This is a genomic window from Vitreimonas flagellata, assembly GCF_004634425.1.
Lineage (GTDB): Bacteria > Pseudomonadota > Alphaproteobacteria > Caulobacterales > Aquidulcibacteraceae > Vitreimonas > Vitreimonas flagellata.
Map to the genome: position 1 here is coordinate 227,984 of NZ_SBJL01000001.1, position 20,926 is coordinate 248,909.

Sequence of the window (20,926 nt, forward strand, 5' to 3'; positions counted from 1 at the left end):
GGTCTCGGGCGAGCTAGACCCCGAGTGGGGAGAGGGTCGACATCATGTTGAGCAAGCTGAAAGGCTGGGCAGCGCCCGTTGCCGCGCTAACGCTATTGAGCCTGGGCGCCCTTCAGGCCAGCGGCCAAGTCGCGCCGACGCCGGAGCAAATTCAGGAAACGGCGGTCGATCCCGCAGCCGCACCTCCGCAAGTGACCAGCGCGGACGTGAACGCTTGGCTCGACGGCTTCATGCCGTACGCGCTTTCCAACGCTGACATCGTTGGCGCGGTGGTGACTGTGGTGCGCGACGGCCAGGTCGTCGCCAATCGCGGCTATGGGTTCGCCAATCTCGAAACGCGTACGCCGGTCGATCCGAACACGACGCTCTTCCGCCCCGGCTCGATCTCCAAGCTCTTCACTTGGACTGCCGTGATGCAGCAGGTCGAAGCAGGCCGCATCGATCTCGACGCCGACATCAACACCTATATCGATTTCGAAATCCCAGACTACGAAGGCCAGCCGATCACGATGCGTCAGATCATGACGCATACCACGGGCTTCGAAGAAGTTATTCGCGATCTCATCTCGTCGGACCCAGCGGCTGGCGGTCTCACGCTGGGCGATTATCTCAAGCGACGCATCCCGGCGCGCATCTATCCGCCGGGCACGATGCCAGCTTACTCAAACTACGCGACTGCATTGGCCGGTTACGTGGTGGAGCGCGTTTCGGGCGAATCCTTTGCCGACTACGTGCACGCGCACATTTTTGAACCGCTCGGCATGCAGCATTCCACCTTCGCGCAGCCGCTGCCGGCGGCGATGAATCCCGCGATGTCCGGCGGCTATAAGAATGTAGCCGACGGCGAAGCGCAGCTGTTCGAGATCATCCCGGCCGCACCGGCAGGCGCCTTGACCACGACCGGCCCGGACATGGCGCTCTTCATGAATGCGCATCTCAACGATGGCGCAGGCCTCATGAGCCCGGAAACGGCGCGCCTCATGCACGAGACCATCGACCAGCAATTTCCGGCTGTGAACTCGATGGCGCTGGGTTTCTATCAAGAGAATTACGGCGGCCAACGCATCCTGGCGCATGGCGGCGACACGCAATGGTTCCACTCGAACCTGTCGCTGCTGATGGATCAGAATGTCGGCGTTTATATCTCGCTGAATTCCGGCGGCAGCGCGTCGATGGGCGCGCGTTTGCTGCGCTGGGAGTTCATGGAAGCGTTCGTCAATCGCTATTACCCGACCGAACGCGGCCCCGATCCGGAGCCGCTCGCCACCGCGCTTGAGCACGGCGCCGCTGTCGCCGGAGATTACGACAGCGCGCGTCGGGCAGAAACGAGCCCATTGGTCGCTGCGTATTTTTTGGGTCAAACCACGGTGACGATGCTGCCGAATGGCGACCTCGTCGGTCCCGGCTTGCCCGATGTAAACGGCCAACCGAAGCATTGGCGCGAAGTGGAGCCGTGGGTCTGGCAAGCACTCGGCAGCGGCGAGCGCATGAGCGCGCGTGTTGACGAGAATGGCGTCGTCACCGCGATCGCCTTCGAGCCGCTCTCGTTTGCGATCCCTTCGACGCGTGCGCCTTGGTATCGCTCGAAATCGCTGTTGCTGCCGCTCTTCGGCGTAGCGCTCGGCGTGCTGCTCATCACGCTGCTCAGCTGGCCGATCCGTGCGCTGGCGCGCCGCGCCTACAAGACGCCTTTCCCGTACGAGGGCGGCCGCGCGCTGGCGCATCGCGTGGCGCCCGTCGCCTCGCTGCTGGCCGTCGGCTATATCGGCGCCTGGTTTGCGTTCGTGATGTGGCTGATGGAATCGCTCACCAGCAATAGCGGCAGCACCGCGCAGACGCTGTTTACGGTGCTCTACATTTGCGGCCTGTTGCCGATCCTCGCTGTGGCGGGTGCGGCGTTCGCGAATGTCTCGCTCTGGCGTAGCGCATCGACGTGGTTCGCCAAGATTTGGGGGCTGTTCGTGTTGCTCTCGGCGCTCGTCATTCTGTGGTTCGCCGTGGTGATGAACTTCTTCAGCTTTGCTTACAGCTACTAAGGCGACCCCCGGTGAGTCAAAGCGAAGCGGGTGCGGTGAGTTCGGGCAAAGGCCTTTTCGGCCATCCACCGGGACTCACCGTGCTGTTCCTCACGCAAACTTGGGCTGAGTTCTCGTATTTCGGCCTGCAAGCCATGCTGGTTCTTTACATGACCCAGCAGCTTGGTTTGCCGCAGGCGCAATCCTCGATCATCTACGGGCTTTACACGGGCTGCGCGTTCTTCAGCCCATTCATCGGCGGCATCATCGCCGATCGCTGGCTCGGCAAGACCACAAGTGTCGTCATTGGCGGCTCGCTGATGATGCTCGGCCATTTCGCGATGGCGTTTGAATCGCTACTCTTCCCGGCGCTCGCTTTGGTTGCGATCGGCAACGGTCTCTTCCTGCCGCCGCTCGCGGTGCAAGTCGGTGCGCTCTATCAGCCGGGCGACGCGCGGCGCGATCAGGCGTTCAGCGCCTATTACATGGGCATCAATCTCGGCGCCTTCGCCGCAATTATTCTGTGCCCGTTACTGGCGCAGCTTTACGGATGGCATTGGGGCTTCGCCGCCGCCGGCTTCGGTATGGCGCTTGGCCTCGTGCTCTATCTTGGTTTCAAGAAACATCTGCCGCCCGAGTTGCCGCGCGTGAGCGCGCAAGAGAAAACACGTACGCCTCTGTCAAAGGTCGATTGGAAGGCGCTGACCACGCTGCTCGGCGTTATCGCCGTCGTCATCCTCTTCCGCATCGCTTACGAGCAGAGCGGCAACACGATCACGCTGTGGCTGAGCGATCGCACCGAGCGTTCGCTTGGCGGCTTCGAGATTCCCGCGCCCTGGTTCACTTCACTCAACCCGCTACTGATCATCGCGCTGACGCCGCTGCTTATGATCTATTGGCGCAAGCGCAAAGAGGCGGGGCACGAGCAGAATCTGTTTCGCCGTATGGCGCTGGGCTGTGCGCTCGCAGGGCTTGCGTGCCTTGTCATGGTGGGCGCTGCTTTGGCCTACAGCGCGGGCGGCGGCGGCGCCGTCAGTTCGCTTTGGGTGATCGCCTATTTCGTGTTGCTGACGCTCGGCGAGCTGTTGGTGCTGCCCGTTGGCCTCGCGCTCTTCGGCACGCTATCTCCAGTGCAAGTCGCGTCGATGATGATGGGCGCATGGTACATCGCCAAATTCGTCGGCAGCCTCTCGGCCGGCTTCATCGGCACGCTCTGGCTGACGATCCCGACCGAATTCTTCTTCGCCATCGGCGCGGGCGCCACGTTCCTGGCCGCGCTCATCCTCTTCTGGATGGGCCGCGAACGCCTAGCCGCGAACGCGAGCTAAGCCATGAGCAACGAGCAGGGCGCGCCGACCTGGTTTCAGCGTTACCTGCTGCCGGGCTTTGCGTTCAAGGGTGTCGTCATCGGCGGCGGCTACGCGACGGGCCGCGAGCTGGCGGAGTTCTTTCTGCCGCATGGGCCCATTGGCGGCATGCTCGCGATCCTACTCGCCATGCTCGTCTGGAGCGTCATTTGTGCGCTGACATTCCTGTTGGCGCAGAAGCTCCGCGCGTTCGACTATCGCGCCTTCTTTCGCGGTCTGCTCGGCCGGGCGTGGTTTCTGTTCGAGATCGCCTACGTGCCGTTCCTCATCTTGTTGCTCGCCGTGTTTGGCGCTGCCGCAGGTGAAATTGGCGCCGCGACCTTCGGCGCGCCTGTCGTCGTGGGATCACTGACCTTTGTCGCCGCCGTGGCCGCCGTAACCACGTTCGGCAATGACTCGGTCGAAGGTCTGTTCAAGTGGATGACGCTCTTTTTGTACGCCGTGTACGCCGTCTTCGGCGTGCTCGCGCTAACCTCGTTCGGTAACGACGCGCTGCGCAATCTGACGGGGTCGACACCGGCCGAAGGCTGGGTGTTGGGCGGGCTCACCTATGGCGGCTACAATCTTATCGGTGCGATCGCGATCCTGCCGATGCTGCGCCATCTGACGACGAAGCGAGATGCGGTTGTGGCCGGCGCGCTCGCTGGGCCGTTGGCGATCTGGCCGGCGTTCGTGTTCTTTTTCTGCATGCTGGCGTTCTATCCCCAGATCGGCGCCGAGACGCTGCCGTCCGAATTCCTGCTGCGCCAACTCGACCTGCCGCTCTTCCACGTCGTGTTCCAGATCATGATCCTGGTTGCGCTGCTCGAGAGCGGCGTTGGCATAGTGCATGGGCTGAATGAGCGCATCGCCGGCGCCTACAAGGCGCGGCGCGGCAAGACGTTGTCGATGCGCGCGCGCCTCATCATAGGTACGCTCGTTCTGCTTGGATCCGTGTTCATCGCCGACCGGATCGGCCTCGTGACCTTGATTGCGCAGGGATATCGCGCGCTCGCGTTGACGCTGTTGATTGTGTTCGTCGCGCCATTGCTGACGCTTGGAATCTGGCGCCTCAGGCGCGCGCCGCAAACAGACACACAGACTGCATAGAGGCCAAATGGCCTATGGGAGGTGCGATATGGGGCGAACCTTGAGAGCGAGCGTGATCGCGCTGGCGTTTTGTCTTGGCGGGACGGCATGGGCCGACCCACCGGCGAATTTCGACGCGCGCGTCGAAGAAATCCGCAGCCAAGTCGGCGTGCCGGGTATGGCGGTCACCATCGTTGAGAATGGCCGGGTGACGCTCGCGCATGGCTATGGCGTGCGCCGCTTGAACACCAATGAACGCGTCGATGCCGACACGATCTTCCAGCTCGGCTCCGTCGGCAAAGCCTTCACGTCCGCAGCACTCGCCGTGCTTGTGGATCGCGGTCAAATTTCCTGGGACGATCGTGTGATTGATCACATCCCATATTTCCAAATGTACGATCCATGGGTCACGCGCGAGATGACGGTGCGCGATCTGCTCGTGCATCGCAGCGGCTTGGGGCTCGGTGCGGGCGATCTCATGTTCGTGCCGCGCTCGTCCCGCTCGCGCGAAGATACGGTGCGGGCGCTGCGCCACATTCGGCCGGCCACGAGTTTCCGCAGTGGTTACGCCTACGACAACGTGCTCTACGCTGTCGCCGGCCAACTCGTTGAAGAGGTCTCCGGCAAAACCTGGGAGCGTTTCATGCGCGAAGACGTGCTCGTGCCCGCCGGCATGCGCACCGCGACCTCCGATCGTGTCGAACGTCGCCGCACGCGCAATCGCGCTTGGCCGCATGGCCGCCGCGACGGGCCGATGGCCGGCATGGGCACGCAGGAGATGATGGACGATAGCGGCCGCGCCGAATTCGATCCCGAACTCGGCGCCAACGCAGCGCCGGCCGGCGGTGTCGCGGCCAGCGCCAACGATCTCGGCCGCTGGATTGCGATCCAACTTGCACACGGCGCCACGCCTGAGGGCGGGCGCCTGTTCAGCGAAGCGCAATCGCGCGAGATGTGGCGCCCGCAAGTGCACGTGCCGTTCGGCCAGGCGCCTGAGCCTGTCGCGGCCTCAACGCCGCAGTTCAATTCGTACGCGTTGGGCTGGATGGAGCGCGATTACCAAGGCCATCGCCTAATCATGCACACGGGCGCGGTGTTCGGCGCGCAATCGATCCTGATTCTGATCCCGGAGCGCAATGTCGGCTTCTCCATCGCCATCAACAGCGAGGACGGCGAAGCCGCCCTTGGTCTCGCGTATGAGCTGCTCGATCACTATCTCGGCCGGCCGTACTACGATTGGGGCGCAGCGTGGCAGAGCTTCGTGCAACAGCGCGATCAACGCGCGGTCGCGACGCTGCAACAGCAGCAGGCGTCACCTGTGCCGTCGCAGCCATCGCTGCCGTTGCAGCGCTATGCCGGCCGCTACCAAGATGCTTGGTACGGCCCGATGACCATCACCGGCACCGCCGACGGCAAGCTGATGATGGATTTCACGTTGACTGCCGGCATGACCGGCGAACTCACGCATTGGCAGTACGACACATTCCGCGTCGACTTCCGCGATCGCCTGATCGAGCCTGCCTACGTTACGTTCGCGCTGAACGCCGAAGGTGCGGTCGATCGTATCAGCCTCCGCCCGGTCTCGCCGCTCGCGGATTTCAGCTTCGACTATCAGGATCTGAACTTCACGCCGGTCGCTGCCGAATAGAAGAGAGTCGGGCGCTACGCTCGGCTCGCGTCAAACAATCAAAGCGCGCTCCTCATCGGGGCGCGCTTCTCTTTGTGCCGCACGCAGGCAATCGCGCATAAAGAAGGGGCGGCTGCTTTCGCAACCGCCCCTCGTGCTCCAGGTCAGCCCCCTGACCCTAGAGCATTGTCTTAGAAGTTCGCCGTCAGACTTACGCCAATTGTACGCGGGCGCACAAGCACCGCGCCGCCGTTCGGCTCGCCAAGCGCATCCGGCAAAGTTTCGCCGAAGCCGCCGAATTGCGTGATCGCACGTTCGTCGGTCACGTTCTTGGCGAACAGGGCCACCGTAAACGCTTCGAAATCAACGCCGGCGCGCAGATCAAGCAGATTGTAGCTGGGCAATTCGATTTGCTCGGCGCCATAGAGGAAGCCGCCGACGCCTGGGAAACCTGTGGATTGCTCGCCCACATAGCGCCATGCGCCGCCGACATAGGCCAACGCATCGCCAAACACCGGCCACTCATATGTGACATCGACCGTGCTCGCCCATTCCGGCGCGTACGGCAACGGATCGCCCGCAGCGCCGCCCACGACGATCGGGTCGGTGTCGTCGGTGAGTTGCGTATCGGTGTACGCGCCTGACCAGGCAATCGTCAGCGCGTCCGATGGCGTAAACGTCGCCGCCCATTCCACACCTTGGCTTTCGGCGCCGCCGCCATTGGCGTTGCCGGAGACTGCGCCGTCGAACACCAGCAACTGAATGTCGCTCCACTCGATGTGGAACGCGGCTGCATCCAAACGCAGAATGCCGTCGACGAGATCGGTCTTGACGCCAACTTCGTAATTGACGGTCTCGTCCGGATCGAACGTGGTGGGAATGACGCTCGGTGCGCCGAGAATGTTCGGGCCGCCGGGGCGATAACCGCTAGCGATGCGGGCATAGATGGTCGTCTGATCATTCGGGCGCCAACGCGGCGCGATCGAATAGGTGATCGCATCGTCGCTGGAGGTTTCGCCACCATTGCTCACTGCGGTGCCGCCTTGGGTCATCCGTTGCTCGTTCTCGGCGTAGCGTGCGCCCACGGCGACGTCGAATTGCGGTGTGAAATGATAGGTGACGCCGCCGAACACAGCGCGTTCTGTGTATTCGGAATCGATGGTGGCGGTGAGGCCGCTCACCGTTCCTGGCGGCGTGCCGAAGAAAATCTCCTGATCGAGCAGGGCGTTTTCGTTCGTGTAGAAAGCGCCGATCAGCCATTCGAGTGATCCTTCGCCGTTCGAGGCGAGGCGGACTTCCTGCGTGAACTTGTCTTGCGGAATATCCTCGTCGAGGAACGACGGTAGACCAAACGCCAGCGTGCCGTCCTCAAGGTGCGCTTGCTCAAGTTCGCTGTAGCTCGTGGACGAGATCAACGAAACCCCGCCCAGATCCCAATCGATCGTGCCGTTCAGAATGCGGTAGGTAACGTCTGACGATACGGAGAACGGGCTGAACTGATCGGTGTCGCCAGCGACGGGATCAAGTGTTTGGAAATAGGCGACTGAATCAGTGCCTTCGCTTTCGATGTCTTGCTGCTGCGCCGACAGGCGAATGGTGAGGTTTTCGGTGGCGTTCAACAGGAACGCCGCGCGCCAGCCAGTGGTTTCCACGCCATTGACGTCTTCGATGCCGCGATCCGGATCGTCGACATAACCGCCTTCCGAGCGGCGCAGCGCGCTCAGGCGCAACGCCGCCTGATCGCCAAGCGGAATGTTGACCATCGCGCGCGTCGCCCAGGTAGAATCGCCGCCTTCGGTGGCTTCCACCGTGCCGCTGGCGCGGCCGAAGAATTCGCCCGGCTCCGGCGCTGCGGTCACGAACTTCAGGATGCCGCCCAGGGTGTTAGCGCCATAGAGCGTGCCTTGCGGGCCACGCAATACTTCGATGCGCGCCACATCATAAGGATCAAGGTCGAGCGCGAGGACGGCGGCGTTGGCGAGTGACGTGCTCGAGCCGAACGGCGTTTCATCGACATAGATGCCGACGGTGGACGCCACACCGCCCGTATTCAGGCCGCGCAGCGTGACGCGCGAATTGCCCGGCTGACCGCCCGTGACGGCAAGGCCCGGCACCTGACCCGCATAATCGTTGAAGTCGCTCGCCTGCAAACGCTCCAGCGTTTCATCGGTGATCGCCGTAATCGATTGCGGCACGTCGCGCAGACGTTCCTCGCGCTTTTGCGCCGTGACGACAATTTCTTCGTGCGCGTTGTCTTGCGTTTGTGCCTGCGCTTCAGCCGCCAGAGGCAGCAAGGATGCCGACGCCGCGAGTGCGATGGCCAATCGGACGAACATGGAAACTTCTCCCCCTGATACGGAGCGGGTGAGGTCGCCCGGACCCGCCTTCAGGCTAACAGACACCACAATTTCCACTTACGCAATAGTTTTGCGAAAACGCAGAAAATTCGCGCAACACTGTGGTGTTGATGTAAACTCGCGGTTACGCTTGGGCCAACGGGAGGAATCCGAGATGTCCGACACAAGTGGTGTCAGCCAGGCGCGGCCGGGGGCTGTGATCAAGGAGCAGCGCTTGCAGCGCGGCTGGACCTTGGCCGAAGCCAGTGAGCGGACCGGCATTCCCATTTCGACCTTGTCTCGCGTTGAAAACGACAAGATTTCATTGGGTTATGATAAGCTCGTCAAGCTCAGCCAAGGCTTGGATATCGACATTTCCCGGCTCTTCGGCGGCGCCGACGCGCCCGTGCAGCGCGCCGTCACCGGCCGGCGCAGCGTCACCCGCAAGCACGAAGGCCGCGCCATCGAGACCCCAAATTACAGCCACCGTTACGTCGCCGCCGATTTGCTCAACAAGAGCTTCATTCCGGTCGTGGCCGAACTCCGCGCCCGCAGCCTTGAAGAATTTGGCGAGCTGGTGAGCCATCCCGGCGAGGAATTTGCCTATGTCGTGGAAGGCACGGTCGACCTCTACACCGCGCTCTACGCGCCGGTGCGCCTCAATGTCGGGGACTCGATCTATTTCGACAGCGGCATGGCGCATGCCTACATCGCAGTCGGCGAGGGCGTGTGCCGTGTGCTTTCGATCTGCACCGGCGCCGAGGCGCAATTGGTGGCCGCCACGGAGCGCCAAACTCCGAAGGCTGAACCCGTTGTCGTGCCCGCGTCGCCGCGCCGCATCAAGGCGGCTGGCTGATCTCCTCCATGCTCGATCTCCCGCGTCCGTACCTTCTCTTCCTCGGCGACATCGCTGAGCGCGGTTACGCCAAGACCGCGCTCGGGCTGCGCGATTGGGCGCCCGAGCATTGCATCGGCGAGTGGACTTTGCCCGGCGGCGTCAGCATCGACCTGCCGCGTCTCTCACCCGCCGAAGCGAAAGCGGCCGGCGCGCGCGCTCTCGTGATCGGCGTCGCCACGCCTGGTGGCGCAATCCCCGCGCATTGGCTGCCCGTCTTGATCGAAGCGCTCCAAGCGGGCCTCGACATTGTCGCGGGCATGCATGCGAAGCTCAACGACATGCCAGATCTGCGCGCCGCCGCAGCGCGTCTCGGTCGTCAACTCATCGATATCCGCACGCCGCCGCCGAACATTCCGATCGGCGACGGAAAAAAGCGCAGCGGCAAACGCCTGCTTACCGTCGGCACCGATTGCGCGCTGGGGAAGAAATACACAGCGCTCGCGCTCACGCGGGCGTTCGTGGCACGCGGCGTACGTGCAGATTTTCGCGCCAGCGGCCAGACCGGCATCATGATCGCGGGTGGCGGCATGCCGATGGACGCGGTGGTCGCGGACTTTGCCGCGGGTGCGGCAGAAATGCTCAGCCCCGCCAACGATGCCAATCATTGGGACGTCATCGAAGGGCAGGGCGCGCTGCATCATCCCGCTTACGCCGGTGTGTCGCTCGCGTTGCTGCACGGATCTCAGCCCGACGTGATCGTGCTCTGCCACGATCCATCGCGCCAATACGTGCTCGGCTATACCGACTACGCTCTGCCGGATCTGCGCGAAGCCATCGATCTCACGCTCCGCCTCGGCGCCCGCACCAATCCCAACATCCGCTGCGCGGGCGTCAGCATGAACACGTCCGCGCTCAGCGAAGCCGAAGCACTAAAGCTCTGCGCGCAAACCGCCGCCCAGCTCGCGCTCCCCGTCGCCGACCCCATCCGCGGCGGCGCGGCGTTTGAAGCGCTGGTGGAGGCTTGCCTCGCCTAGCGCGCCCAGTGGCCGAGTCCGAAAGAGGGATAGAGGCACCGCTATCCCACACGTCGGACCGCCGGCTTCCAGCCGGCATTCATTGAAGCCGCTTGATAGTTGGCGTGTTTCCACCAATGCCGGCTGGAAGCCGGCGGTCCGATGGAAAAATCTATCCGACCCACATGCGCACGCCCGCACACTCCCGCGCATGAAACACATCCCCGCAACCCCACTGACGACGCATCGCTGCGCCAGGCTCGTCGCCTGGGGCCGGCTGATGCTCGTGTGGTTGAGCGCGGTGATGTTCGCGGATCGCCGCGGCTCGCGCCGTCACATGCGCGCGCGCTACCCGATGTGCGATTCCAATCGCTTCGCACGCTACATCGGCAATTTTATTTTGGTGCGTGCGCTTGCCGACAAGCCGCATCTGCGCGCATCGGGGCTCCTGCAGCAAGATCCACGCCCAGGCCTGCACACCAAAGCGCGCCCACAACGCGCGCTCCGCGCCGCGCGTGGTTCTGTGTTGCGCAAATGCCTCCGCCATCGCGACCTGCGCACGCGCTTCGGCATTTTCATGTACGCGCTCGACAATCTCGACGCGCTCGCGCGCGTCTTGAGCCCACAACTCGCGCGTCGCCTCACACGGCTGCAACCGATCCTGATGCGTCCCCGCGCCGCCGATGCGCTGCGCACGCTCACGACGCCAGAAGTGCTCAGCGCGGATTCCAGCTAATTGGACCGCCGGCTTCCAGCCGGCATCTCCAACACAACCGCAAACCGCGTAGAGCTCCGCTCCACGCGGGCGCCGGCGCATGTCCGCATTCTAAACACGTCAAACTGCCCCGATCCCATTTCCCACCCCCAAAGCGCTCTCAAAAAGATATTCACGCACGCGATAGTGAATGTTGACAGCGCCTCTGTTTGGTGGCTCACTCGCGTTCAGTGGAGCGACCGGCGGTTATGATCGGCGCCCAGGGGAGGAAAAGATGAGGGCGATACTTCTCGCGTCGGCTTGCGCCGCCGCACAGATCGCGGCTGCCTTGCCGGCCTTTGCGCAAAACGCGAGCGATCAGAGCGATACCGACAACGAGATCGTCGTCACGGCCGAGCGCCGCAGCACTAATATTCAAACCACGCCGCTCGCCGTCACCGTGCTGAGTGGTGAGGATTTGGAAAACCGCGGCGTCACCACGGTCGACCAGCTGCAATTCGTGGCCCCAGGCGCCACGGTCAACAATTTTGGCCAAGGCATCGATTTCAACATTCGCGGCATCGGCAAAGCCGAGCACAACACGCAGACGACGACGGGCGTCATCACCTATCGCGACGGCGTCGCCACCTTCCCAGGCTATTTCACCGCCGAACCGTATTACGACATCTCGCGCGTTGAAATTCTACGCGGGCCGCAAGGCACGTTCGTCGGCCAGAATGCCACGGGCGGCGCCGTGTTCGTCACCTCGCGCGATCCGGTGATCGACGGCGGTTATCACGGCTACATTCAGGGCCAAGTCGGCAATTACAATTTGGTCGGCGCGCAGGGCGCGATCAATCTGCCGCTGACGGATACGCTGGCCGCACGCGTCGCCTTCAATACGGATTCACGCGATAGCTTCTACGACATCACCGGGCCATATAGCGGCGATGACGGTATCTTCACCGCGAGCGGGCGGTTCAGCTTACTCTGGGAGCCCAGCTCAAATCTCTCCGTCTTGTTCAAGACCGATCTGAACTATCTCGACCTCAGCGCTTATCCGGCAGAGCCCATCTTCTACGACGACGAGCCATTCGACATTACCTCGAACGCCGATTGGGCCGCGCTCGATCGCTTCGTGCGCTCAACGCTCCGCGTGGATTATGAATTCGGCAACGGAATCACGCTGCGTTCGGTGAGCGGCTACCAGGAGGGCAACACGATCTATCGCGCCGATCTCGACGGCACGAGTATCGGCGTCAACACCTTCCGCGACGACGTCGATGAGACGATCTATTCGCAGGAATTCAACCTGATCTCGCCGGATGACGGCGCGATCACCTGGATCCTCGGCGCCTATTATCAGCACGACGAATACAATTTCCTCCCGGGCGAATTCGTTATCGGTCTGCCGGAAGGCAGCCCGTTCAGCGAATACGTGCTCGACGGCACGAACCCGAAGGAGACTTCGGCGCTGTTCGGTCAAGTGACGTTCGATCTCAGCGATAGCCTCGAACTGCAAATCGGTGCGCGTTACGCCGAAAGCAGCACCGAGAACTTCATCAATGTCAGTCAATACGGCATTCCGATCGTTCAGAACCAGCAAGCGGATTGGTCGAACCTCTCCGGCAAGGTCGCGCTGAATTGGACGATCGACGACCACAATTTCGTTTACGGTTATGTGGCGACGGGCTTCCGCCCCGGCGGTCTCAACGTGCCGGTCAGCCTATTCGGCTCTACCATTACGCTCGAACCATTCGACGAGGAATTGGTCACGAACTACGAGATCGGCTGGAAGGCCGGTTGGTTCGATGGCCGCCTGCGTACGCAGATCAACGCGTACTACAATGATTACGAGAACTTCCAGGTCATCATCGGCTATCCGAACTTCCCCGTTTTCGGCCAGGAAGTTAACGTGCCGAACACGACCGAGATGTACGGCTTCGAAGCGCAGCTTGAAGCCGTGTTCGGCGCATTCTCGGTCGATGCGGGTCTGGGCTGGATGCACAGTGAGCTCGGTGAGTTTTACGCCACCGATGGCCGCGCTATCTCAGTCACGCCGTGCGATATTGAGACGGGCCCGTCGAGCGTCTCGTGCATCGCGCTCGCGGGTCGTGAGCAGACCTACGCGCCGGAATTCACCTTCAATATCGGCGCGCAATATGTGTTCTCGCTGCCGGGCGGCGACACGCTGACGCCGCGTCTGAATTACGGCCACGTCTCCGAACAATGGGCGACGTTGTTCCAAAACGAAGCCCGCGGCGACCACATCGAAGCGCGCAACATTTTTAATGGTCAGCTCGCGTGGACGCACGGCGACTTCATCGCCACGCTCTGGGCGACCAATCTGACCAACCAGGAATATGTGGCCGCGCTCAATTCGGGCATGCACTTCTACGGCCCGCCGCGTCAGGTCGGCCTGCGCGTCACGCGGGTGTTCTGATGGCTGGCCAAACGCGCGCAATCAGCGTTTGCTCATGCGAGGGGAGCTTCGCATGAGCGTTGGCCAAGACACGTTGAATGTGAACCCGGCCGCGTTATCCGCGCGGCCGGGCGCGCGGGCTTGGTCGGCGCTCGTTATTCTCACGTTCGTTTACGTGCTGAACTTTCTGGATCGGCAATTGCTGTCGATCCTAGCCAAACCGATTCAAGACGAATTGGGCGTCACTGATACGCAACTCGGCCTCATCAGCGGGCTCTATTTTGCCGTGTTCTATTGCGTGCTGGCGATCCCGGTGGGATGGCTCGCCGATCGCACCAATCGCACCAAGGTGCTCGCGTTCGCGTGCGGGCTTTGGAGTGCGGCGACGGCGGCGTGTGGCTTGGCGGCGAACTACCCGCAGCTCGCGGCGGCGCGCATGGCGGTGGGCGTTGGCGAGGCGGGCGGTGTGCCGCCGTCCTACGCCATCATCTCGGATTATTTCCCATCCGGCTCGCGCGGCACGGCGCTGAGTTTGTTCAATCTCGGCCCGCCGATCGGGCAGGCGTTGGGCATCGCGTTTGGCGCGTCGATCGCCGCCGCGTATTCATGGCGCTCCGCCTTTATCGTGGTCGGCATAATTGGCGTCGCTACGGCGTTGATCGTGTGGGTGTTCGTGCGCGAACCGAAGCGCGGCGGGCTCGATGCGCCAGCGGCGGCGCCCATCAACAAAGCGCCGGCGGAGAAGTCCAGCTTCTGGGCCACGTTCGCGATGTTCTTCAAGCATCCGGTGCTTCTGCGTGTTGCGCTCGCGTGCGGCGCGACCCAATTCGTCACCTACGCCGTGCTCAATTTCACCACGCTCTTCCTGATGCGTGAGAAGGGCATGACGTTGAATGAGGTGGCGGTCTATTACGCGCTGCTGATCGCGATCTTCGTCAGCGCCGGCATGTATGTGTCCGGGCGCTTGATTGATCATTTCGCGCCGCGCGCCAAGACCGCGTTTGCGTATATTCCGACGATTGGCTTAGCGCTGGCGCTACCGCTGTTCGTGGGTTTCGTCTGGGCGCCGAGCTGGCCGCTCGCGCTGCTCTTCCTCGCGTTGCCGACCGGGCTCAATTATTTCTATCTCTCGCCGGCGGTGACGCTTGTGCAGGAAGAGGTTCGCCCGGATCAGCGTGTGCTTTCGGGCGCGCTACTGTTGCTGGTGATGAATTTGATCGGCCTCGGCCTGGGTCCAACCTATCTCGGCGCCGTCAGCGATTATTTCCGCCCCACGCATCCGGACAATTCCTTGCAGATGGCGTTCTACACTTTGGCGCCGTTCTACCTGCTGGCCATCGCGCTCTTCTTCTGGCTGGCCGCGGCGATTAAGCGCGAAGCGAAGACGAGGGCTGCGTGATGAAGATGATCATCCGGCTCTTCGTCCTAATCGCAGCGCTCTGCACCGCCGCGCCAAGCCTTGCGCAAACCGCGCCCGTCATTGACACGCCGGCGGGGCGCTTGCGTGGCGCGGCGCTTGCCGACGGCGTCAACGCCTTCAAAGGCGTGCCGTACGCGCGGGCGCCGATCGGAAACCTGCGCTGGCGCGCGCCGGCGCAAATGCGCCGTTGGCGCGGTGAGCGTGACGCCACCCAATTCGGCGCTGCGTGCGTGCAGCCGCCATCGCGCGGCGGCAGCATCTATCACAATACGCATGCAGCCATGAGCGAGGATTGCCTCTTCCTCAATGTCTGGGCGCCGGCGAACGCGCACAACGCGCCCGTGCTGGTCTGGATTCACGGCGGCTCGTTGATGACGGGCGCCGGCAGCGAAGAAATATACGACGGCGCGCGCATGGCGGCGCGTCATGGCGTGATCGTCGTGTCGATCAATTATCGCCTCGGCATCCTCGGTTATTTGGCGCACCCCGAACTCAGTTTCGAAAACGGCGGCGTCTCCGGCAATTACGGCCTGCTTGACCAGATCGCGGCGCTGCGCTGGATCAACCGAAACATCGGCGCGTTTGGCGGCGATACGTCGAACGTGACGATCGCGGGTGAGTCCGCGGGCGCGCTGAGCGTCATGTATCTGATGGCCGCGCCCGATGCGCGCGGGCTGTTCTCCAAGGCCATCGCGCAGAGCGCCTACATGATCTCCGCGCCGGAGTTGCGTGGCTCGCGCTTCGGCGACATTCCAGCAGAAGGCATTGGCCTTTGGCTCACCGGCCAAGTGGGTGGCAGCGACATCGCCTCGATGCGTGCGATGGAGGCGTCCGCCCTGGTCGAAGCGGCAGGTCGCTCCGGCTATTTCCCGTTCTTGACCGTGGACGGTCGCGTTGTGCCGCGCCAGCTGGTCGATACATTCGATCGCGGCGAACAAGCGCCCGTGCCGATCCTCGCCGGTTTCAATGAAGGCGAAATCCGTTCGCTACGTTTCCTCGCGCCGCCGCCACCGGCCGATGCGGCAACGTATGAAGCCGAAATCCGCACACGCTACGGCGATCTCGCCGAAGAATTCCTGCGTCTCTATCCATCGACCAATCTCGCCGAGACCATGCTGCTGACGCCCCGCGACGCGCTCTATGGCTGGACGGCGGAGCGGCTTGTCGCAAAGCAAACCGCACAAGGCCACCCGTCTTTCCTCTATCTATTCAACCACGGCTATCCCGCCGCGGACGAACTCGGCCTGCACGCCTTTCATGCTGCCGAAATTCCCTACGTCTTCGGCTCGATGGATCGCACGCCCCCTCGTTGGCCGCGTGCGCCGGAGACGGCCGAGGAGATGGCGCTCTCGGATGCGATGATGAGCTATTGGGCGAGTTTTGCGCGGGACGGTGCGCCGAGCGCGGAGGGCGCGTCGCAATGGCAAGCCTACGGCGCCGAGCAGCACTATATGTCGTTCGACGAAGCGCCTACGCCAAGCGTGAACGTGATGCCCGGTATGTATGAGCTGAACGAGGCCGTCGTCTGCCGCCGTCGCGCGCAAGGCGGGATCGCGTGGAATTGGAACGTCGGCATACTCTCGCCACCGCTGCCGCCCGAGAGTGCGCAATGCAGATGATCGACGGCGCAATGCAGTCGTTTCCGCTGACGCTCGATAAATTCCTGGAGCACGCCGCGAAATGGCATCCGAAAGCGGAGGTCGTCACCGGCCGTGAGGCTGGCGCGATGGATCGCATCGGCTACGCGGATATGAAGGCGCGTGCGTTACAGGTGTCTTCGGTGTTGCGCAGTCTAGGTGTGCGCCGCGGGGAGCGCGTGGCGACACTCGCATGGAATACTCAAGCGCACGTCGAAGCTTGGTACGCGATCATGGGCATGGGCGCGGTCTGCCACACGCTCAATCTCCGGCTCACCGCGGCGCAATTGGGCGACATGCTGGTGCAATCGCAGGCGCGCGTATTGATCGCGAGCGCTGATCTGCTGCTCCTCGCGCGCAGCATCGCCGAGCACGCACCCAACCTTGAGCGTATCCTGCTGATCGATGGCGACGGCCGTGGCGAAGAGCAGGGCGCAGCACCGATCGTCTCCGCGCTCGAAGCGCTCATCGCCAGCGCGCGCGGCGATGTGCTCTGGGGCGAGTTTGACGAGACCGCGCCGTCCGGGCTCTGCTTCACCTCAGGCACCACGGGCGCGCCTAAGGGCGTCACCTACACGCATCGTTCGAGCTTCTTGCACACGCTGCGCGTCCTACAAGCCGACGTCCTGGCGCTGCGCGCGACCGACAGCGTGCTCGCCGTCGTGCCGATGTTCCACGCCAACGCATGGGGCTTGCCGTTCGCCGTGCCCGCTGTCGGCGCCAAGCTCGTTCTGCCTGGGCGCCAAACTGATGGCGCGCATCTGGCGAAACTCATCAACAGCGAAGCCGTTACGATCGGTGTCGGCATCGCGACGGTGTGGTTGGGGCTGGTCGAGCATCTCGAAGCGCATGGCGGTGAAACGCCGACTTTGCAGCGTGTTGTGGTCGGCGGTGCGCCTTTGGCGCCGGCGCTTATGCAGCGCATCGAGAAGCGTCTCGGCGTCACAGTGCAAACCTCGTGGGGTATGACCGAGCTTTCGCCCGGCGGCACGTTTGCGCCGCCCCACGATCCCGCGCGCACAGCGAGCGTCTCGGGGCGGCCAGCGATCGGCGTCGACATGGTGCTCACGGACGCGGACGGCGAGCCGCTCGCGGAGCAGCGCAACGTCGAAGGCCATTTGCGCGTGCGGGGTGCAGCCATTGTTGAGCGCTATTTCGGTGAGGGAAAAAGCGCGACCGATGCGAATGGTTGGTTCGCAACGGGCGATCTCGCCAAGATCGACGCTGGCGGCAATCTCACCATCACCGGTCGCGCCAAGGATCTGATCAAATCGGGTGGCGAATGGATCAATCCGGTGGAGATCGAATCGCATGTGAGCGCGTTGCCGGAAGTTTCCCTTGCGGCGGTGATCGGCAGAACTGACCCCAAATGGGGCGAGCGGCCCATTCTTTTGGTGCAAACGCGCGACGCTGACGAAATCAGCGATGACCAATTGCTTGCCCCATTGCGCGGCAAGGTGGCGCCGTGGTGGATTCCGGATGCGGTGATACGTTTGCCGCGCATGCCGTTGGCCTCCACCGGCAAAATCGACAAGATGCGTTTGAGAGCTGAGTATGGCGGCGCCTAGACCTAAGACGAGCACACGCGCCGCGGCGCCGAAAGCGCGAGCCAAGAAGGCCGCGGCCAAGTCGCGCCGGCCGCCGACGAAAGTGCAACAGCGCGAAGAGAAGATGGAGCAGATCCTCGACGCGGCCGAGTATCTCTTCTCCAAGCATGGCTTGCACGGTGTGACGTTGAAGGACGTCGCGCACCGCGTCGGCGCGCACCACACGCTGGTGAACTATTATTTCGAGGACAAGAAGACGCTGTTTGACGCTGTCTTTGCGCGCCGCGCCGAGATCACGAGCACGCGCCGCCTCGAAGCGCTCGATGCGTACGACAAAGCCTCAAAGGGCAAGCCCACAGTCGAAGGCGCCTTGCGCGCGTTCCTCGACACCGACCTCGACCTCTACAGCCAAGGCGGCGAGGGCTGGAAAAATTACGGCGCCTTCGGCGCGCAAGTGTCAAACACCCCGGAAGGCGCTGAGCTGATGGATCAGCACTTCGACCCAGTCGTGCTACGCTTGCTTGGCTTGCTCAAGAAAGCGCTGCCCAATTGCGCGGAAGCCGACATTTTCTGGGGCTACCATTTCGTCACTGGCGCGCTGATGCTCACGCTCGCCCGCACTGGCCGCATCGACCGCCTCTCCGGCGGCCTCTGCAAATCCGACGATTTCGCCGCCATCAAGGACCGCATGGCCAGCTTCATGGCCGCGGGTTTTCTTGAGATTTGCGACCAGCGCAAATCGGATCGTCGCTGATCCGCAATTGATCTCGCGCAAGGACGGCGGCGCGATCTGGTTGGTGCAATGATGTGCGAACGCTTTGGGTTCGCTGTCGTTGCGGCAGGGATCGCGTTATGGGTCATCACGAGCATTTTGACGTTCTGATCGTCGGCGCCGGGATTTCAGGCGTGGGTGCGGCGTATCACCTGCAGCATCAATGTCCGGACAAGAGCTTTGTCGTGCTCGAAGCCTTGGAGAGCTTCGGCGGCACATGGCTGATGCACACCTATCCGGGTGTGCGCTCCGATAGCGACCTCTACACCTTTGGCTATCGCTTCAAGCCATGGCTGGGCGCGCCGATCGCGACGGCCGACGAGATACTCACCTACATGGGCGAGGTGATCGAAGAGAACGATCTCGCGCCGCACATTCGCTATCAGCACAAGATCGTCTCAGCCGTGTTCTCACGTAAAACCAATCTTTGGACTCTGGAGGTTGACCGCACGGATACCGGCGAGCGCCGCGTCTTCACCTGCAACTTCCTCTGGATGTGCCAGGGCTATTATCGCCACGCCGAAGGCTACACGCCGGATTGGCCAGGATTGAAGGACTACAAAGGCCAGATCATCCATCCGCAGACCTGGCCCAAAGATGCGGACCTCTCCGGCAAAGAGGTTCTGGTGATCGGCTCGGGCGCCACGACCGCGACCGTCGTTCCGGCCATCGCGCCGCACTGCAAGCACGTCACCGTGCTGCAGCGCTCGCCGACCTATTTCATCCCCGGGCGCAACATCAATGAACTCGTGGACATGTTGCGTCAGATTGATGTGGACGAGCATTGGATCCACGAGATCGCGCGCAAGAAGATATTGTTCGATCAGGATCAATTCACGCGCCGCGCCCTTGGGGAGCCGGAAGCGCTGAAGGAAGAATTGCTGACGGGCGTGCGTGCCTTCCTTGGTCCTGATTACGATATGACGCACTTCACGCCGCATTACCGGCCGTGGCGGCAGCGCATCGCCTTCGTGCCGGATGGCGATCTCTTCCAAGGCATCGCCGCTGGAAAAGCCTCGATGGTGACGGATGAGATTGACCGCTTCACCGAGAGCGGCGTGCTGCTGAAGAGCGGCAAGGCGTTGAACGCCGATGTCATCGTGACAGCGACAGGGTTCAATCTCAGCGTCCTCGGCGACATCCCTTTCAGCGTCGATGGCGCGGCGGTGAACTTTGCCGACACGGTCACCTATCGCGGCATGATGTTTACGGGCGTGCCCAATATGGTCTGGGTGTTCGGCTATTTCCGCGCCAGCTGGACGTTGCGCGTCGATCTGCTTGGCGATTTCGTTTGCCGATTGTTGAAGCACATGGATGAGAAGGGCGTGCGCCGCGTCGAGCCCGTGATCCCTGCGGGTGACGCAGGCATGGCGACGGCGCCGTGGATCGATCCGGAGAATTTCAACCCGGGCTACCTGATGCGCAGCATGCACCTTCTGCCCAAGCGCGGCGCCAAACACGAATGGCAGCACACGCAGGATTATTGGCGCGAAAAGGATGAGATTCCCGCCATCGATCTCGACAGCGCGGAATTCAGCTACGCCTAGTCCGCGGCGCGCTTGGCGGCGTGCTCGGCCAGCATAGCCATCGCCAAGGCGCGGGTGTGCCCGGCCGGCTTGCCCATCAGCTTGGAGAAAGCGCGGCCGAACAGGCCAACGCCCATGGCCAGCACGACGCTCGCCATGATCAGGTCTTCGGCCTCCGCTGGCGCCATGTCGGCGCGCTCGGACAATCGGACCACGACCTTCTGCACGGCGCTGCGCACCATCGTCATGCGTTTAGCTTCGCCGGTCATTTCCAGCCACGCGGCCAAGCGCGCCACGCCGGGCGCTTCGAACGCGTCGAAGAGTGCTTGCGCGCCAGCGGGAGAGGGCTCGGCGCTGACTTCGCTGATCGCCAGGATGCGGGCGACGAGCTCCGCCACCATCCGCTCCATCAGTGCGGTCTGCACTTCGTCGATCGAGCCGAAATGGTGGAGCACGGACGCGTTGGCGACGCCGGCTTCGGCGGCGACGTCCGCGAGTTTCAGCGCCTGCGGGCCTTGCGCCACGAGGAGGCGCTCGGCGGCGGCGAGGATGTTCTCGCGCGCGGCCTCGGGAGACCGGCGCACCCGAGGAACCTTACCAGTTTCTGTTATTGACATTTTTATCAGTAAAGCCGATTTGTGAGC

General features: G+C 62.9%; 15 protein-coding genes. 13 read left to right on the forward strand and 2 right to left on the reverse strand.

Features of this window, described 5'->3' with window-relative positions; translation table 11 throughout:
• Positions 1-44: 44 nt before the first annotated feature.
• Genes EPJ54_RS01190 through EPJ54_RS01205 form a run of 4 tightly spaced genes read left to right on the forward strand, consistent with a single transcriptional unit; the run spans position 45 to position 6,098 of the window.
• A complete protein-coding gene (locus tag EPJ54_RS01190; RefSeq protein WP_135209847.1) occupies positions 45-2,036 on the forward strand; it encodes a serine hydrolase domain-containing protein in 1,992 nt (663 codons plus the stop codon).
• Between the two features lie 11 nt (positions 2,037-2,047).
• On the forward strand, positions 2,048-3,343 hold the full coding sequence (locus EPJ54_RS01195) for a peptide MFS transporter (protein WP_239590703.1): 1,296 nt from the start codon (positions 2,048-2,050) through the stop codon (positions 3,341-3,343).
• 3 nt (positions 3,344-3,346) lie between these two features.
• Complete coding sequence (locus EPJ54_RS01200; RefSeq protein ID WP_135209849.1) at positions 3,347-4,471, forward strand: YkvI family membrane protein; 1,125 nt, start codon at positions 3,347-3,349, stop codon at positions 4,469-4,471.
• Positions 4,472-4,499: 28 nt separating this feature from the next.
• Positions 4,500-6,098: a serine hydrolase gene (locus EPJ54_RS01205; protein ID WP_135209850.1), complete on the forward strand. Its 1,599-nt coding sequence runs from the start codon at positions 4,500-4,502 to the stop codon at positions 6,096-6,098.
• A gap of 170 nt (positions 6,099-6,268) precedes the next feature.
• Here the strand turns inward: EPJ54_RS01205 and EPJ54_RS01210 are convergent, their stop codons facing one another.
• Positions 6,269-8,413, reverse strand: coding sequence for a TonB-dependent receptor (locus EPJ54_RS01210; RefSeq protein ID WP_135209851.1), 2,145 nt, complete (start codon positions 8,411-8,413; stop codon positions 6,269-6,271).
• A gap of 175 nt (positions 8,414-8,588) precedes the next feature.
• Between EPJ54_RS01210 and EPJ54_RS01215 the strand changes: the two genes are divergently transcribed.
• The 9 genes from EPJ54_RS01215 (at position 8,589) to EPJ54_RS01255 (ending at position 20,303) form a co-directional block, all read left to right on the forward strand.
• Complete coding sequence (locus EPJ54_RS01215) at positions 8,589-9,269, forward strand: helix-turn-helix domain-containing protein (protein ID WP_135209852.1); 681 nt, start codon at positions 8,589-8,591, stop codon at positions 9,267-9,269.
• 8 nt (positions 9,270-9,277) lie between these two features.
• Positions 9,278-10,285, forward strand: a complete 1,008-nt coding sequence (locus tag EPJ54_RS01220; RefSeq protein WP_135209853.1) for an N-acetyltransferase DgcN family protein — start codon at positions 9,278-9,280, stop codon at positions 10,283-10,285.
• A 190-nt stretch (positions 10,286-10,475) separates the two neighbouring features.
• Positions 10,476-11,000: a hypothetical protein gene (locus tag EPJ54_RS01225; protein WP_135209854.1), complete on the forward strand. Its 525-nt coding sequence runs from the start codon at positions 10,476-10,478 to the stop codon at positions 10,998-11,000.
• 253 nt (positions 11,001-11,253) lie between these two features.
• Positions 11,254-13,401, forward strand: a complete 2,148-nt coding sequence (locus EPJ54_RS01230; protein WP_135209855.1) for a TonB-dependent receptor — start codon at positions 11,254-11,256, stop codon at positions 13,399-13,401.
• Positions 13,402-13,453: 52 nt separating this feature from the next.
• On the forward strand, positions 13,454-14,779 hold the full coding sequence (locus tag EPJ54_RS01235) for a spinster family MFS transporter (protein ID WP_135209856.1): 1,326 nt from the start codon (positions 13,454-13,456) through the stop codon (positions 14,777-14,779).
• On the forward strand, positions 14,779-16,419 hold the full coding sequence (locus EPJ54_RS01240; RefSeq protein ID WP_135211155.1) for a carboxylesterase/lipase family protein: 1,641 nt from the start codon (positions 14,779-14,781) through the stop codon (positions 16,417-16,419). Before EPJ54_RS01235 ends, EPJ54_RS01240 begins: the two co-directional genes overlap by 1 nt.
• Positions 16,416-18,005: an AMP-binding protein gene (locus EPJ54_RS01245; RefSeq protein WP_135211156.1), complete on the forward strand. Its 1,590-nt coding sequence runs from the start codon at positions 16,416-16,418 to the stop codon at positions 18,003-18,005. The genes EPJ54_RS01240 and EPJ54_RS01245 overlap by 4 nt, the downstream gene beginning before the upstream one ends.
• Positions 18,006-18,108: 103 nt before the next feature.
• Positions 18,109-18,738: a TetR/AcrR family transcriptional regulator gene (locus EPJ54_RS01250; RefSeq protein ID WP_420823028.1), complete on the forward strand. Its 630-nt coding sequence runs from the start codon at positions 18,109-18,111 to the stop codon at positions 18,736-18,738.
• Positions 18,739-18,836: 98 nt separating this feature from the next.
• Entirely contained in the window at positions 18,837-20,303 is a 1,467-nt protein-coding gene (locus tag EPJ54_RS01255) for a flavin-containing monooxygenase (RefSeq protein ID WP_135209858.1), read from the forward strand.
• On the opposite strand, the gene EPJ54_RS01260 is transcribed toward EPJ54_RS01255, so the two are convergent.
• Positions 20,300-20,866 carry a TetR family transcriptional regulator gene (locus EPJ54_RS01260; protein WP_239590705.1) on the reverse strand — a complete coding sequence of 189 codons (567 nt, stop codon included), beginning with the start codon at positions 20,864-20,866 and terminating at the stop codon, positions 20,300-20,302. The two genes, EPJ54_RS01255 and EPJ54_RS01260, sit on opposite strands and share 4 nt — an antisense overlap.
• Positions 20,867-20,926: the final 60 nt, after the last annotated feature.